The 14,894-nt window shown below is 67.8% G+C and carries 15 protein-coding genes, 1 tRNA gene and 2 pseudogenes; 8 read left to right on the forward strand and 10 right to left on the reverse strand.

Features of this window, described 5'->3' with window-relative positions; all coding sequences use genetic code 11:
* The coding region (locus SSP29_RS30870; protein ID WP_438363820.1) for a DUF3885 domain-containing protein at nt 1–334 on the reverse strand (334 nt) is incomplete at its 3' end.
* 8 nt (nt 335–342) lie between these two features.
* Nucleotides 343–512, reverse strand: a pseudogene (locus SSP29_RS56685) (peptide-methionine (S)-S-oxide reductase); the annotation flags it as partial.
* A gap of 205 nt (nt 513–717) precedes the next feature.
* On the opposite strand from SSP29_RS56685, the gene SSP29_RS52815 reads away from it, so the two are divergent.
* Both SSP29_RS52815 and SSP29_RS30880 read left to right on the forward strand, forming a co-directional pair.
* Nucleotides 718–824, forward strand: a tRNA-Met gene (locus tag SSP29_RS52815).
* Nucleotides 825–927: 103 nt separating this feature from the next.
* A complete protein-coding gene (locus tag SSP29_RS30880) occupies nt 928–1,398 on the forward strand; it encodes a GNAT family N-acetyltransferase (protein WP_089104152.1) in 471 nt (156 codons plus the stop codon).
* A gap of 23 nt (nt 1,399–1,421) precedes the next feature.
* Here the strand turns inward: SSP29_RS30880 and SSP29_RS30885 are convergent, their stop codons facing one another.
* A complete protein-coding gene (locus tag SSP29_RS30885) occupies nt 1,422–2,189 on the reverse strand; it encodes a transposase (protein WP_089104153.1) in 768 nt (255 codons plus the stop codon).
* 104 nt (nt 2,190–2,293) lie between these two features.
* Between SSP29_RS30885 and SSP29_RS30890 the strand changes: the two genes are divergently transcribed.
* From SSP29_RS30890 to SSP29_RS30900, 3 genes are all read left to right on the forward strand, one after another.
* The gene (locus tag SSP29_RS30890; RefSeq protein ID WP_089104154.1) at nt 2,294–2,809 is read left to right on the forward strand and encodes a winged helix-turn-helix domain-containing protein; all 516 of its coding nucleotides are present in this window, start codon (nt 2,294–2,296) and stop codon (nt 2,807–2,809) included.
* Complete coding sequence (locus tag SSP29_RS30895) at nt 2,806–3,396, forward strand: transposase (RefSeq protein ID WP_089104155.1); 591 nt, start codon at nt 2,806–2,808, stop codon at nt 3,394–3,396. The genes SSP29_RS30890 and SSP29_RS30895 overlap by 4 nt, the downstream gene beginning before the upstream one ends.
* Nucleotides 3,397–3,509: 113 nt before the next feature.
* Entirely contained in the window at nt 3,510–4,046 is a 537-nt protein-coding gene (locus SSP29_RS30900) for a hypothetical protein (protein ID WP_150135228.1), read from the forward strand.
* Between the two features lie 6 nt (nt 4,047–4,052).
* Here SSP29_RS30900 and SSP29_RS30905 read toward each other — a convergent pair whose 3' ends face one another.
* From SSP29_RS30905 to SSP29_RS30915, 3 genes and pseudogenes are all read right to left on the reverse strand, one after another.
* On the reverse strand, nt 4,053–4,334 hold the full coding sequence (locus SSP29_RS30905) for a hypothetical protein (RefSeq protein ID WP_089104157.1): 282 nt from the start codon (nt 4,332–4,334) through the stop codon (nt 4,053–4,055).
* Nucleotides 4,324–6,027, reverse strand: a pseudogene (locus SSP29_RS60130) (DUF4158 domain-containing protein); the annotation flags it as partial. The gene SSP29_RS30905 and the pseudogene SSP29_RS60130, both read right to left, overlap by 11 nt.
* A 121-nt stretch (nt 6,028–6,148) precedes the next feature.
* Nucleotides 6,149–6,592: a nuclear transport factor 2 family protein gene (locus tag SSP29_RS30915; RefSeq protein WP_150135230.1), complete on the reverse strand. Its 444-nt coding sequence runs from the start codon at nt 6,590–6,592 to the stop codon at nt 6,149–6,151.
* A 416-nt stretch (nt 6,593–7,008) separates the two neighbouring features.
* Here SSP29_RS30915 and SSP29_RS30920 point away from each other — a divergent pair, with 416 nt between their 5' ends.
* Nucleotides 7,009–7,587, forward strand: coding sequence for a TIGR03086 family metal-binding protein (locus tag SSP29_RS30920; RefSeq protein ID WP_089104160.1), 579 nt, complete (start codon nt 7,009–7,011; stop codon nt 7,585–7,587).
* Between the two features lie 88 nt (nt 7,588–7,675).
* Here the strand turns inward: SSP29_RS30920 and SSP29_RS30925 are convergent, their stop codons facing one another.
* The 4 genes from SSP29_RS30925 to acnA all read right to left on the reverse strand — a co-directional run bounded on the left by SSP29_RS30925 (nt 7,676) and on the right by acnA (nt 13,426).
* Nucleotides 7,676–8,710 (reverse strand): site-specific integrase, encoded by a 1,035-nt coding sequence (locus tag SSP29_RS30925; protein WP_150135231.1) that lies wholly within the window; start codon nt 8,708–8,710, stop codon nt 7,676–7,678.
* Between the two features lie 237 nt (nt 8,711–8,947).
* Nucleotides 8,948–9,271 (reverse strand): helix-turn-helix domain-containing protein, encoded by a 324-nt coding sequence (locus SSP29_RS30930; protein WP_089104162.1) that lies wholly within the window; start codon nt 9,269–9,271, stop codon nt 8,948–8,950.
* Nucleotides 9,268–10,299, reverse strand: a complete 1,032-nt coding sequence (locus SSP29_RS30935; RefSeq protein ID WP_150135233.1) for a tyrosine-type recombinase/integrase — start codon at nt 10,297–10,299, stop codon at nt 9,268–9,270. The genes SSP29_RS30930 and SSP29_RS30935 overlap by 4 nt, the downstream gene beginning before the upstream one ends.
* Before the next feature lie 412 nt (nt 10,300–10,711).
* Nucleotides 10,712–13,426: an aconitate hydratase AcnA gene (gene acnA, locus SSP29_RS30940; protein WP_089104164.1), complete on the reverse strand. Its 2,715-nt coding sequence runs from the start codon at nt 13,424–13,426 to the stop codon at nt 10,712–10,714.
* Nucleotides 13,427–13,784: 358 nt separating this feature from the next.
* Here acnA and SSP29_RS30945 point away from each other — a divergent pair, with 358 nt between their 5' ends.
* Entirely contained in the window at nt 13,785–14,555 is a 771-nt protein-coding gene (locus tag SSP29_RS30945; RefSeq protein ID WP_089104441.1) for a TnsA-like heteromeric transposase endonuclease subunit, read from the forward strand.
* Nucleotides 14,521–14,823 (forward strand): hypothetical protein, encoded by a 303-nt coding sequence (locus SSP29_RS61310; RefSeq protein WP_150135236.1) that lies wholly within the window; start codon nt 14,521–14,523, stop codon nt 14,821–14,823. The genes SSP29_RS30945 and SSP29_RS61310 overlap by 35 nt, the downstream gene beginning before the upstream one ends.
* Nucleotides 14,824–14,894 lie beyond the last annotated feature (71 nt).

Below are 14,894 nucleotides of genomic sequence, written 5' to 3' on the forward strand. Positions count from 1 at the left end.
GGTCGGGATCGTCGTCGTACGCGAGCGTTGTCCATCGGGTGCCCTGGGGGTGCACCTCGTGCCGCTCTGAAGGGAGTTCCGGTCCGCCCGGTTCCCAGGACCAGGCCACGGTGATGACGTAGATGTCGGCGCCCTCGAAGAGTTCGTCCAGGACCGTGTTGTACCGGTGGAGGGCGATGGCGTATTCGTCCTCCGTCTCCGGGTAGCGCTTAGAGTCCGGCAGGCTGTGGAAGCGCACCCAGCGGTCGCCGTAGGCAGTGCGCAGTTCGTGGGCGATGGGAGGCCCATTCGGGAACTGGCGCTGGCACAGTACGGACAGGCGGTCTCTGTCCAACTCGTCGCTCATCCCTCAGCCGACGCCACACCGGTCGGGCACGGCACGCCCGTGCCGCCCAACCTGCAGTGTCCGCCCGGGTTTTGCTGCTCGAAAGGTACTGCTGGTGGTAGGCCTCGGCCGGGTAGAAGGGGCGGTCGGCGGCGGGGAGGATCTCGGTGGTGATGGTGCCGTAGCCGACCGGCCAGCACGGCCGCGTGCAGCAGCCCCAGCCATCGACCACCGTGGATCTCTCACCATGAAGCGTGCTGTTCCAATTCTGCGTAGTAGTCGGCCTGCAGGACGGCGTGACTTCGGCACCACCCCGTGGCAGACACGAGGGACGGCCCGACGACATAAACCCCTGCCGGCGCCGCGCGGATGCCGTGCGGTTGGGACACCGACGCGGGGTGGAGCAGCTCGGTAGCTCGCTGGGCTCATAACCCAGAGGTCTTCTCTGAACTACACAAACGGCGGAGGGCCCGGCCGCTGTGCCGACCAGGCCCTGGGTCTCAGTGGGGGCGGTGCGCTAAAGGTTGTCCCGTAAGTGGGAGCTGGTCCTAGGCTGAGCCGACCACTTTCGTGACGATCTTGCGGAGGCTGACACCTCACTCATGGAGATATCCCTGCGCGAACTTCAGGACAGCGACCTGCCTGTCTTCTGGGAGCAGTTGACGGACCCCGAACTGCAGCAGATGGCAGCCGTGACCAGGAAGTACCACTACGACCGCGGCCACTTCGACCAGCACTGGGCCAAGGTGCGATCCGATCCGGCGGTGATCGTGCGAACCGTTGTCGCCGACGGCGTAGTGGTCGGGCATGCCGCGGTGTTCGGTTCATCCTCCGAGCGTGAGGTCACCTATGTCGTCGGGCGAACTCAATGGGGTCGAGGCATCGCCTCCCGGGCGCTCGCCGAGCTGATCAAGCTGGAGGGCAGCCGCCCACTGCACGCCGACGCCGCTGCCGACAACGCCGGATCCATTCGTGTACTGGAAAAGTGCGGCTTCGTCATAACCGGGCGCAGCCGGTGCTTTGCCCGTGCCCGGGGGCACGAGATTGATCTCGTGCACCTGACGCTGAGTTGAGCCAGACAGCCGGTGCAGGCTGCTCACCTGGCCAACGCGAGGTTGTGGAGGCGAGCGATTCCGAGCATGGCGTGATGGACTCCGTCGCCCTTGAGGCGGCAGTCCCGAAGGATTTTCCAGTTCTTGAGCCGCGACAGGGCGTGTTCCACACGCGCTCGCGCCCGGCGGTGGACGGCGTTCTCCGCTTCCTGTTGCGGGCTGAGGTGCGTCTGACCTCGTCGTTTGCGGTGCGGGATGAGCAGTCCGGTGCCCTGGTAGCCGCCGTCGGCGATAACCGGGGTACCGCGGCAGACCCGGTCGACGCCGGACTCCGTGAACGCCCGGCAGTCGTTGCGGCTGCCGGGCAACGGCAGGCCGATCGCCACCACCAGGCGACTGTTGGCATCGATCACGACCTGCAGGTTGGTCGAGTACCGATAGTTCTTGCTGGAGGCGGCCACGCTGCGGTCGCGGGTGGGCACCAGGGTGCCGTCCACGATGTAGACCGTGTCCTTGCGCGGCCTGCGGGCCGGCGAGATGGCCAGCAAGGGCGCCAGGTGATCGAGGATGCGGTCGGCCGCGGACTTCGAGACCCCGAACAACGGCGCCACCTGCCGCAACGTGAGGTTTGTGCGCCAGTACGTCGCCACCAGCAACACCCTGTCCTTCAGCGACAGCCGCCAGGGACGACCGCGCTGCACATCACCGCCCCGACGCCGCACCAACGCCACCAGCCTTGCGAACTGCACCTCGGACAGCCCGGAGAACGGCCCGATCCACTTCGGATCACCAGCTGAGATCACCACACCCATGCACAGCCAACGCACCAACCGCTCCACCAGTTACGGGACAACCTCTACTGATCTTTTCGTAAGTTCGGTGGGGGTGGTGGCGGTGTGGGTGGGAGGCTGTCGGGGTGGCATATCAACCTTCCCCTTCGGTTGCCGGTTCCTCCCTTCCTCCCTTGTCGCGGCCTCAGTTGGCGGAGGCGCGTCGTGTTCGGGCAGTCGAGTTGTTCGAGGGCGGCGTCTCGAATGCGGAGATCGCGAGGGCGGTGGGGGTGTGTGCCGAGAGTGTGCGGCGGTGGCGGCGGGTGTGGGAGCAAGACGGTGCTTCGGGCCTGCGGAGGCGGGCAGCCACCGGACGCCCGCCGAAGCTGGACGACAGCCAGGTCGAGATGGTCCGGGCCGCGTTGGAGAAGGGTGCCCAGGTTCATGGTTTCGAGGCCGACCTGTGGACCCTGGAACGCGTCGGCGTGGTCGTCACCCGGGCAACGGGGGTGGTGTTGTCGAGGGCGTCGGTGTGGCGGCTGCTGACGGGCCGGCTCGGATGGAGCCTGCAACGGCCTGAGCGGCGGGCGGTCGAGCGGGACGAGTCGGAGATTGCCCGCTGGATCGCGCACGAGTGGCCGCGCATCAAAAAGGGGCCGTGAACACATGTGCCTGGATCGTCTTCCTCGACGAATCAGGCGTCTCCCTGCTTCCCCAGATCCGCCGTACCTACTCGCCCCGAGGGCGGACTCCGCTCCTGCGGCACCGCCTGAACTGGAAGCGCGCGTCGATGGCCGGAGCCTTGGGCTACCACTCCACCGACCGCGGTCGCGGGGCCCGCCTGTGCTTCCACCTCAAGCCCGGCAGCTACGACAGCGCCGGACTCATCGAGGTCCTGGAGCAGATGAAGGTGTTCTACCGCGGCGAGCGGGTGGTCCTGGTCTGGGACGGCCTGTCCGCCCACTGGAGCCGAGCAATGCGGGCCTGGGTCACCGAACAGGACTGGCTCACCCTGGAGCGATTACCCGCCTACGCTCCCGAGCTGAACCCGGTGGAACTGCTGTGGTCCTCACTCAAGAAACGCGAACTCGCCAACCTCGCCGGCGACCACCTCGCCGATGTCGCCGACGCCACCGAGCAAGGCATCCGCCGCATCAATGCCAACCCCCGACTGCCATGGTCATTCCTCGCCCATACCGGCCTGACCATCCACCCACCACCCCCACCGAACTTACGAAAAGATCAGTAGGTACCAATCTCACCAAGCCCGAGCGGGGGCGGATTGTTGACCTGCCCCCCGCTCGGCTGCGGTATGACACCTACCGCCGAGGACTGTCAGATGCGCCTGGCACGATGCCCGGCATGAGCCCGACACCAGAGCTGACGCAGAAGACCCTGACCGAACGCGGCTTCCGTGGCTTCGTGCCGTTCCGTGAACTGCACGACAGCAACGTCCCCACCGAGCACGGAATCTACGTGGTGATCCGCACGGACACCTCGCCCCCGTCGTTCCTCCCCGCCAGCCCCGCCGGACACCTCAAAGGCCGCGACCCATCCGTAACCGCCGACAAGCTCAGCGATGCCTGGGTGGACGGGGCGACGGTCGTGTACATCGGCAAGGCCGCGGGCCAGGACGGACTGAATCAGCGGCTTGCCGACTACCGCCGCCACGGCACCGGTCTGCTGGCCGGCCACTGGGGCGGACGCTACATCTGGCAGTTGGCCGACTCGGACGCACTGCTCGTCGCCTGGCGGCCGACGACCGAGGACGACGGCGCGGGTGAGGCTGAGCAGGACCTGATCGACGAGTTCAAAGAACTCCACGGAGGAGCTCTGCCCTTCGCCAACCTCAGGAACAACGCCCGAAAGACTCCGGAGACAGACGCCAGCCTCAACTAATCCCGGTCACCCTGTACCGCCCGGGGGCTGCGCGCCAGCGGCCGCTGCATCGCCGAGTCGCCGTTGGACCTCCTCGATGAAGAACAGAGGCGCGGTCGCGCCCTGGTAGGGATGGGAGTAGTGGCAGTGGCCTGTCTCCTCATCAAACTCGAAGTACGCCGTCCACGTTCCCCTGCCGGAGTTGGATCGGATCTTTGCTTCCACGGTATAGCCGCTCGTGGAGACACTCATGATCTTCCCCACGCTTTCTGCGGCAGCACGCACGATGGCGGCGAACTCAAGCTCCACGGGGGTCGGAACCCTCGCACCGAGTGACTCGTCGGTCTCGACGTCCTCGGTGGCGTAGTTCCTCCGGGCGAGCTTGATGAGCAGGCCGCCGACCGCGACGACGGCCACGGCGCCGATGCAGGTTGCGCGGCTCGGGCTGGGCCTCCGCCGGAGTCAGCCGGATCGCCCCGGACTTCCGCTCGGCGATGTCCAGCCACGACAGCTTGGGCATCCCGTCGTTCAGCAGCGTCAGCTCGGTGGTCATCTGCTCGCGCAGTTCGTCGACGAACACGGCGGAATCCAGGGGCTTGCGCAGCTCGCGGTAGTTCTCCTCGCGCCGCTCGGCGAAGTCCTGCGGCAGGTCCTCATCAGGGTTGCGCCACTTGTCGGCGCCGACGACCCAGAGCTCCTTGCACCTGAGCTGGTCGCGCAGGGTCTGGAAGGCGACGATCTCGTAGACGATGCGCACCACCCGGCGCCGGCCCCGCTTGTCGGCACGGTGCACGACCTCCGCCCAGTCCCCGCCCATCGCCTTGTGCACCGGCACCGTCTCGCCCAGCGGGTAGTACGTGGTGTTGCCCGCCGCTGCGTACCGGGCCACCAGCGCCAGGGCCTCGACCACCGGCCGGTGGGTGTGGTTGGACGAACGGAACTCCAGCGCGTCCAGCCGCTTGATCAGCCCGCGCCGGTAGTGGTTGGCGTACGACGCCTTCAACGTCGTCTGCACCGTGCGCCGGTACACCGGGCCGCGGCTCTTGAACTCGTGCACAAGCTCCCGCAGCGTCGCCTCACCCCCGGACACCGCCGGGAACACGACCTGCCGCACGGTCCCCTCCGGGGCGCCGAGCGACGCCTCGGCGAGCCTGAAGAGGATGTTCTCCTTGCCCGACACCTTCTTGAACGCGTTGACCAGCTGCTCGGTGACCTTCTTCTCCGCCCGCGCCCCGATCCGGTGCACCGTGGAGATCAGCAGCTCCACCAACGTGTCCGTGATCTCACACTCCCGCTCGTGCAGCAGGGCGGCCAGCAGCGTCACCCGCAACGGCAGCGGGTGCGTGCGCAGATGGGAAGGGGACTCCACCGCGGCCCGCGCCCGCCACCCGGCCACCACCTTCGGCGCGACGTCGACGAACAGGTCCGGCGGGAGCCAGACCGCGCGGACCGCGAGCAGCTTGTCGATCTCGGTGAGCATCGTCTCCAGGCTGACGTTGCCCGGCGCTTCCTTGATCTTCCCGAGGACAGGCGGCCCGTCCTCGCCCTCACCGGTACCGGCGTCACCGGGTTCGGCGTCGTTCTCCTGGTCGGCGCCGGCGACCAGGGCCACGATCCGCTCGGTGCTCTCCACCGTGAGCCGCGCCGAGATCCGCGCCGTCAGCGTCTCCTCGGCGACCCGCAGCGCCGCCCCCACGATCCGGTCACACCGCCCCGCCGCCGGCGGCTCGATGCACTCCGTACGACAACGGGCCAGCAGCTCAACCCGCACCTGCTCCGGCCGCCGCTCCTTGCAGGCGACGTGCTCGACGAGCCAGGCCGTCAGCTTGTCCGCATCCGCGACACTGCACTCCCGGAAACCCAGGTGCCCTCGGATCTGCGCCCGGTGGTACTCGACCGTCCGGCCGCTCCACTCGTATCCGTCCAGCTCGGACGCGGGCACCGGAACCTGCCGGGCGACGAACTCCACCGCCTCGCCCGACAGCTCGAACCGGCCCCGGGGAAACCGGCCGTACTGCGTGTAGTCAGCCGTGGGTTCAGCGTGACTGAGGGACTTTCACCGGGAACCCACGGTGTCTTCTGCAGGCGTGCTCGGAAGTGCGGTGGGTTCTTCGTCACTGAGTTCAGGAAACATCCTTCCGCAACGACGCGATGAGGAGGTCAAGGTCCCCGCGTGCCGTGTACGTACGGATCGGGTCGATGTAGTCGCGTGACTCGATGATCTGACCGTCCCGCACACGCATGACGAAGATGCAGGGCACCTTGGCCATGGAGTCGTCCGGCAATGTGAACTCGTAGGCGAACTCGGCGACGATCACTTCAGGATCGGCGGTCTCGTGAACGACGACATCGACGACACTTCTCTTCGGCAAGGACTCCCGAACTTCCGGCGGCACCGTGAAGTGCTCCCGAAGCGCACGCCGACTCGTCAACGGCTCGGACTCCGGCGTCGCCATCGGATGCCGGACATCGGTGACCTCGCCATACAGGTCAGGCAACTCGCTTGAGTTCCCGTCGGCGACCCCATGAACAAGCCGGAGAAACACCTCGCGCGGACTCAGACTCACAAGACCCCCCAAGGAATACGCACAGGCAGCCAACGATCATTATCGCCTGATGCGGGCCGGTACTGCGGACTGTTTCGACCAGCAGCACCCCACCCGTCCGACCCCACCCGTGGCGCTGGACGCGGACATGCGGATATAGGTCAGTACTCTTCACCTAGAAGTGCTCCTTCAACAGCAACGGCCAGGACCCTCCACAGGTCTCATCGTTGCAGGTCAGGAGCACTTCTCGCGCCTCTGAGCAAGCGGTAGACGGCACCGCTCGTGAAAGCCCGAGGTTTATAGTGAGCGGGCAGGTACCTGCGGCAGCTGCCACTCATCGACGCTGAGCGATCGCGCGGTCGCCCGATCCGGCGGGGCTGTTCGCACCGATGCAAATCCCGTGGGCAGCCTCACAGTTGACGCCGTAGTCTCCCCGGATGACCACCGTTTCCGTCGAAGACCTCGCACGTGCATGCAAATCTGTCGGCGACCTGCTCGCCAAGGTCCGCCCCGAGCAGTGGAAGGAGCCGACGCCGTGCACAGAATGGAACGTGCGCGAGGTGGTGGCCCACTTGGTCGGCATGGACCTGGTGTTCGCAGCCATGATCGAGGGCGGCCCGATGCCCGAACGCGGAGTAGACCGCCTCGGTGACGACCCGGTCGGCGCCTACCGGTCTTCCAGTGCTTCGCTGCTGGCAGCTTTCTCCGGCCCTGGGGTGCTCGAGCGGAGTTATCGCGGACCCTTGGGGAGTGCCACGGGCGCCGAGCGCTTGCAGATCCGCCTGTACGATCTGCTCGCTCACGGTTGGGACCTCGCCCAGGCCACCGGAATCCCTGCCCAGCTGCCCGAAGACCTTGCCGAGCAGGCTCTGGCGTTCACTCAGGCTCAGCTCTCCACCCAGTCCCGAACGGGACGATTCGCCGAGCCGCGCCCCGTCGAGGAGACCGCTCCGGCCATTGATCGCCTCGCCGCGTTTCTCGGCCGGCCGGTCCCACCGCAGTGTGAGACCGATTGAGTACAACTGACCGCCCCGAAGCCACGCCCGCTGATGATCTCCGGGCATTGATGAAATGCAGGCCGTGAGCGCCTGATGGGCAGGGGACTCATTCGTTCCTGGCGGTCTGCTCGATCTGCTCGTCGAGCAGATTCTGGGCGATGGCCGCGTAGCGGCTCGCGGTGGTGTGGGACAGGTTGAAGACCAGGGCGAGATGCAGTGGGTCGGCGCCGGCGGTCAGTGCCTCGTGAAGTACCCGGTCGCCGCGGATGCGTTCGAGGTATACGCCCTGGTGCAGCAGGTGCCGTTTAAGGTATTCGGGGCTGACGGGCCCGGTTCCCAGGGCTGTCTTCGCGTTGATCAGGACGTGCCGGTTGGGGGTCTTTGGCCAGGTGGCCCGGCGCTGGTCGAGCCAGGCCAGCAGGGTCTGGTGGGGCAGTTCGCCGAGCCGTTGGCCATGTCCGGCGATGGTGATCCGGCGGTTGGGCAGGTCGAGGTCGTCCAAGGTGAGGCGGCGGATGGCCGTGGCGCGGGCGGCGTGGACGGCGGCCAGGGCGACGATCAGCCGTTGCGCCGGGGTGACGGCGATCCGTTGGACGGCGAGCACTTCGGCGTCGGTCGTCGGCAGCAGACTGCGTGGGATGTCTTCAGCCCTGAGCCGGGTGGTGGGGTTGGCGAAGATCAGGCCGCGCTTCTTGGCGAAGCGGAACAGTGAGCGCAGCGCGGCGATCGCGTTGCGCCGCTGCCATCCGCGCAGGGGTGACAGCGCGGCCGTGACGTCGGCGACGGTGATTTCGCGCAGGTGCCCACGGGTCGTCGCCCAGTTCTCCAGCAGGGGGCGGACGCAGCCCAAGTAGACGTAGAGACAAGTGCGGGACCGGGGTCTGGCGCGCCTGTCACCGTCGAGGAGGACCAGCAGCCAGGCGCGGACGTCGCTGGCGAATCCGGCGGGCAGTTCGCCGGTGCGGTCGTCGATCCAGGAGCGGATCGACGAGGTGCTGTCATCTTCCAGAAGGTCCAGGTCGGCGAGGACTTCGGCGACCCGGAAACCGGAAGCGTGTCGAGGCATTCGCGAGCGGATTTCGGTGAGCTTCACGGGCTTGCCGGGCGGGCGGTGCTCCAGCACCGCCGTCAGGCCGTCCATCGCGCACCGCACGAGCGACGGCGGCCATCCGTTGGCCTCGCCGAGCTGTTTGGCGCGGGCCGAGGCCGACCGGAGCGCAAGGTTGTCCGAGGTCAGGGCGGGGTGCTGCCAGCGTGGCGGGGGGTGGGACGTCCGCCTTGCGCCGGTAGTGGGAGGCCAGGCCCCGGCACTTGTTGTCGCAGTAAGCCCGGTCCCGTCGCGAGCCCTCGGGCAGCAGTTTGTCGCAGTGCACGCAGTTCATCGAGGGGGCAGAGACCTGCCTGTGCGAGGACGTGGGGCGACGGCGCGCGGCTGACCCGCCGCGGTGGCCTGCGAGTCGGTCGCCAGCGTCGGCTCCGGCACCCGCTCCGGCTCGGGCAGCAGCAGTTCCTCGACGCCGCAGCCGAGCACCGCGCAGATGACGTCGAGCTCGTCGAGCTTGACGGTGTTCGGCTGACCGGACCACAGCCCCGACATCTTCCCCGCGCTGATCACGACGCCACGCTCGGCGAGCATCCGCTGGAGTTCGCTGGCCTTCCAGATGCCGCGGTTGGCGGCCGCCAGTCGAAGGTTCCACTTCACTGGGCCAGTCCCTTCCATCGGTCGGTGGCGCGCTGCTGTCCGGCGACCCAGGCGTCTTCGACATGGGTGCCGTGGACGTGGATATACCGGGCCGTGGTGCCGGTCCAGGTATGCCCGAGTAGCTCCTGGATCGCGAACAAGGTCATGCCGGCGAGATAGAGCTGGGAGGCGCAGAAATGCCGCAGCACGTGCGGGGTGAGCTTCCCGGCCCACGTCGGCAGGTGCTGGGCGGCGGCATCGGCCAGCGACCGGCGGAAGACATCTGCGGTCGCCCGCGAGCAGGAACCGTCCCGGTTCTTGCGCTCGGAGGGGAACAGCGGGGCGGCCGGCCGGGTGTGGTCGGCGTCGAAGTGGCCCCACACGTCTTCGATGAACCACCGCAGGTTCCGGTCGGCGCCGTTGATCAGCGGAACCAGCCGCGGCTTCGGCCCGCGTCTGCGGGAACCCTTGCCGTGCCGGACGTTGAGCTTGCCGAACCGCCCCAGCTCCCACCGGACATCGTCCAGGTCGAGCATCCGTGCCTCGTTGATCCTCAGCCCCACGTCCGCCGCCAGCCGGGCCACCGCGTAATTACGGACGGCCGGGCCGAACTTGCGGCAGGTCACCAGCTCCTCGCGCCACCCGGCGAACACCGCCTCGATCCCCGCTTCGCTGGGCGGGATCCGCAGCTGCGGTTCCACCGAGGCCCGCGGCCGGTTCATCTCATCCAGCGGGCACTCGACCACACGGCCGGTGAGGTTGTGCAGCTCGACCTTGTGCCGCAGCTCAAGGAACTGGAAGAACACCGCCAGAGCGCCCGCCCGGCAAGTGCGGGTCGACGGTTCGGCGTCGCGCAGTACCTTGCCGAAATAGACATCGGCGTCGGACGGCTCCATCTCCCACAGCGGACGGCCGAACCAGTCCCGGATCAGCTCCAGGTGGTTGGTGTCGCTGCGAATCGTGCCGTCGACCAGACCGGCCGAAGCCCTGGCGAGAACGAAACCTGACAGCACATCAGTCCCGAACTCGGCGAGCTCCTCCTCGCTCACCGGCGCCCGGTACTCGCGCAGATCGCGTACTACGGCCAGAGCCGACCCACGCCTCCACGACTTCACCCAGACTGAAGGAATCCCGACAGGGATGAGGGTTGCGTACTACGGGCGAGGTTGGGTCAGAACGGGCTTCGGTCACCCGGACGAGGTACCAGGCCCAGGTCCTGGCACTCTCAGTGGTGCCAGGACCTGGGGGACGAACGCGGAACTCGGGGACTATTGCTCACCCAGCTCAGGGCAAAGGGCGGATCAGCGTCGGCGGGACACGTACCGGCCACTACTCGATCAGTAGGAAACGGCAAGCGCCCCGCCAGGCCGAAGCCTGACGGGGCGCTTGTGCGAGACTCTGGTGTGACCGCCGGTAGCAGCGAGTCAGCGACCAGATCCTCTGGTATCCGAGCCGATCAGCTCAAGAACCGACCAGTTGGCGAAGCACGTACTGCATGATGCCGCCGTTGCGGTAGTAGTCGGCCTCACCGGGGGTGTCGATCCGGACGACCGCGTCGAACTCGACGCCCGTGTCGGTGGTGACCTTGACGGTGCGCGGGGTGGTGCCGTTGTTGAGCTCCTCGACACCGGTGAAGGAGAAGGTCTCCTCGCCGGTCAGGCCGAGGGACTCGGCGGTGGCGCCCTCCGGGAACTGCAGCGGCAGCACGCCCATGCCGATCAGGTTCGAGCGGTGGATGCGCTCGTACGACTCGGCGATGACGGCCTTGACGCCGAGCAGCGCGGTGCCCTTGGCGGCCCAGTCGCGGGACGAGCCGGAGCCGTACTCCTTGCCGGCCAGGACGACCAGCGGGATGCCCTGCTCGATGTAGTTGCGGGAGGCGTCGTAGATGAACGCCACCGGAGCGTCCGCCTGGGTGAAGTCGCGGGTGTAGCCGCCCTCGGTGCCCGGCGCGATCTGGTTGCGCAGGCGGATGTTGGCGAACGTGCCGCGGATCATGACCTCGTGGTTGCCTCGGCGGGAGCCGTAGCTGTTGAAGTCACGACGCTCCACACCGTGCTCGGTGAGGTACTTGCCGGCCGGGGTGTCGGCCTTGATGGCACCGGCGGGCGAGATGTGGTCGGTGGTGACCGAGTCGCCGAGCTTGGCGAGGACGCGGGCACCGGCGATGTCGGTGACCGGCGACGGCTCGTGCTGCATGCCCTCGAAGTACGGGGGCTTGCGGACGTAGGTCGACTGCGGGTCCCAGTCGAAGGTGTTGCCGGTCGGGATCGGCAGCGACTGCCACTGGGCGTCACCGGCGAAGACGTCGGCGTAGGACTTGTTGAACATGTCCTCGCCGATCGCGTTGGCGACGACCTCGTTGACCTCGGCCTCGGTCGGCCAGATGTCGGCCAGGTAGACCGGCTTGCCGTCCTGGTCGGTGCCGAGCGCGTCCTTGGTGATGTCCACCTTCATGGAGCCCGCGAGCGCGTAGGCGACCACCAGCGGCGGGGAGGCCAGGTAGTTCATCTTGACGTCGGGGTTGATCCGGCCCTCGAAGTTCCGGTTGCCGGAGAGGACCGAGGTGACCGCGAGGTCGTGGTCGTTGACGGCCTTGGAGACCTCCTCCGGCAGCGGGCCGGAGTTGCCGATGCAGGTGGTGCAGCCGTAACCGACCAGGTTGAAGCCGACCTTGTCGAGGTAGGGGGTCAGGCCCGCCTTCTCGAAGTAGTCGGTGACGACCTTGGAGCCCGGGGCGAGGGTGGTCTTGACCCAGGGCTTGCGGGTCAGGCCCTTCTCGACCGCCTTCTTGGCCACCAGGGCGGCGGCGACCATGACGTACGGGTTCGAGGTGTTGGTGCAGGAGGTGATGGCCGCGACGGTGACCGCGCCGTGGTCGATCTCGTACGTGGTGCCGTCGGGGGCGGTGACGGGGACCGGGTTGGTCGGCACGCCGTTGGCGGTGGCCGGGGAGTCGGAGGCCGGGAAGGACTCCTTGCCCGCCTCGTCGTCGTCGGCGACGTAGTTGCGGACGTCGCTCTTGAACTGCTCGGCGGCGTTGGCGAGGACGATACGGTCCTGCGGGCGCTTCGGGCCGGCGATCGACGGGACGACCGTCGACAGGTCCAGCTCCAGCTTCTCGGAGAAGTCGGGCTCGGCCTTCGGGTCCAGCCAGAGGCCCTGCTCCTTGGCGTACGCCTCGACGAGCGCGACCTGCTGGGCGTCACGGCCGGTCAGGCGCAGGTAGTTCAGGGTCTCGTCGTCGATCGGGAAGATCGCGGCGGTGGAGCCGAACTCCGGCGACATGTTGCCGATGGTGGCGCGGTTGGCGAGCGAGGTGGCGGCCACGCCCTCGCCGTAGAACTCGACGAACTTGCCGACGACGCCGTGCTTGCGCAGCATCTCGGTGATGGTGAGGACGAGGTCCGTGGCGGTCGTGCCCGGCTTCAGCTCACCGGTCAGCTTGAAGCCGACGACGCGCGGGATGAGCATGGAGACCGGCTGGCCGAGCATGGCGGCCTCGGCCTCGATGCCGCCGACGCCCCAGCCGAGGACGCCGAGGCCGTTGACCATGGTGGTGTGCGAGTCGGTGCCGACCAGGGTGTCGGGGTAGGCCTGCCCGCCCCGGACCATGACCGTGCGGGCCAGGTGCTCGATGTTCACCTGGTGGACGATGCCGGTGCCCGGGGGTACGACCTTGAACTCGTCGAACGCGGTCTGGCCCCAGCGCAGGAACTGGTAGCGCTCCTTGTTGCGGCCGTACTCCAGCTCGACGTTCTGCGCGAAGGCCTCGTGGGTGCCGAACTTGTCGGCGATGACGGAGTGGTCGATGACCAGCTCGGCCGGGGCCAGCGGGTTGATCTTCGCCGGGTCGCCGCCGAGCTCCTTCACGGCCTCACGCATGGTGGCGAGGTCCACGACACAGGGGACGCCGGTGAAGTCCTGCATGATCACGCGGGCCGGCGTGAACTGGATCTCCTGGCTGGGCTGGGCCTGCGAGTCCCAGCCGCCGAGGGCACGGATGTGGTCGGCGGTGATGTTCGCGCCGTCCTCCGTGCGGAGCAGGTTCTCCAGCAGCACCTTCAGGCTGTACGGAAGGCGAGCCGAGCCTTCCACCTTGTCCAGCCGGAAGATCTCGTACGACTCGTCGCCCACCTGCAGCGTGCTGCGGGCGTCGAAGCTGTTCGCCGACACGACAGTCTCCTTCATTGATGTGCGCGTACCACCGTCAATCGTGCCGCCACGCCGACTTGGCCGATCCAGTAAGGTCAGGCTAAGTTAGGCATGCCTTACTAGAGTGGCGGCTACGGTGCGCCTGGGCAGATATCTCGATGTCGAGATAACTCTAGTACACGGGCGCCGGTTGGTCATGCCCGGACCCGATGTGGCGTCTCGGCGGACCTGGGGCAGTCTCGGTCTTTCTGTGGCATCGGTGGCTGCGTCTCAGTCTTTCTCGGGCAAGTAGGGCGGTGTCTCAGTCTTTCCAAGGTGCCGCTGACGCGCTTTGCCCACGGTCGCTGTACCGCGTCGGTGCTGGGTCATGGGGGCCGGCATGGATGCAGCGGACTTCTGGGTGCGGCTGGTCGGGCCGGATGGTGTCCGGCGTGAGGGGCCGCTGTCTGTGATGTGGCCGGTGCGGTTCGAGTCGGGGATGCCGGCGCGGTCCTTTCCGTCGTATCGCGGGCAGCGGAACTTCACGGGCTGGTACTGGTCGGCGACGGGTGGAGGGCATGTTCCGTACGAGTCCTGGCTGGAGCGGGATCACCTCATGCGGCTCGATTTCGATCCCGAGGTGCTCGGCGTGGGTGCCCAGCCGTTCGGGTTGTCCTGGCGGGACGGTGAGCTGGGTCCGCTGACGCACACGCCGGACTTCTTCGCTCGGCGGGCGGATGGCACAAGTCTGGTGGTAGACGTCAGGCCGGATGACCGTATCGGCGAGCGCGACGCGGTGAAGTTCGCCGGGACCCGGGATGCGTGCGCTCTGGTCGGCTGGGAGTACGAGCGGGTCGGCGAGTTGGATCCCGTGTTCGCGGCGAATCTGCGTTGGCTGGCGGGGTTCCGGCATACGCGGGTGATGTGGAAGGACACCGCGGTGGCTCTGCGGAAGGTGTTCGCGGGTGGAGCCGGTCTGCTGGCCGGTGCTCGGGCGTGCGGTGATCCGGTTCAGGTGCTTCCGGTGGTCTACCACCTGCTGTGGTGCCGGCAGCTGGCGGTCGACCTGGAGTCGTCGCCGTTGTCGGCGTCCGCATGGGTGACGCCTGGCCGGGTGGCTCGGGAAGGGGGCGGGGATGGTGATGCGTCCGCGGCTGCTGTCGGTAGGTGACCGGGTCCGGTTCGCCGGCCGGGAGCAGACTGTGGTGGCCTTGTCCGGGCTGCGGGTGCGGTTGGTCGACGACGACCAGGAAGCCGCTGTGGTGCTGCTGACGCATCTGGTGGGGTCGGAAGGCTTCGAGGTCCTCAGTGCTGTGTCCGCCCGATCGCTGGTGCCGGCCTCGGGGGTGTTGGACGGGCTGTCCCAGGAGGCGGTGGAGCGTGCGGAGTGGTGGCAGCGGCATCTGGTGGAGGTGCTGACCGGCCGGGCCGCTGGATGATCCTGGAGGCCCGGTCCGTGAGGAGTACGACCCGGCGACTCGGTCTCTGCGGCAGCGGGAGCTCGCCAAGG

Source organism: Streptomyces hyaluromycini, assembly GCF_002217755.1.
Lineage (GTDB): Bacteria > Actinomycetota > Actinomycetes > Streptomycetales > Streptomycetaceae > Streptomyces > Streptomyces hyaluromycini.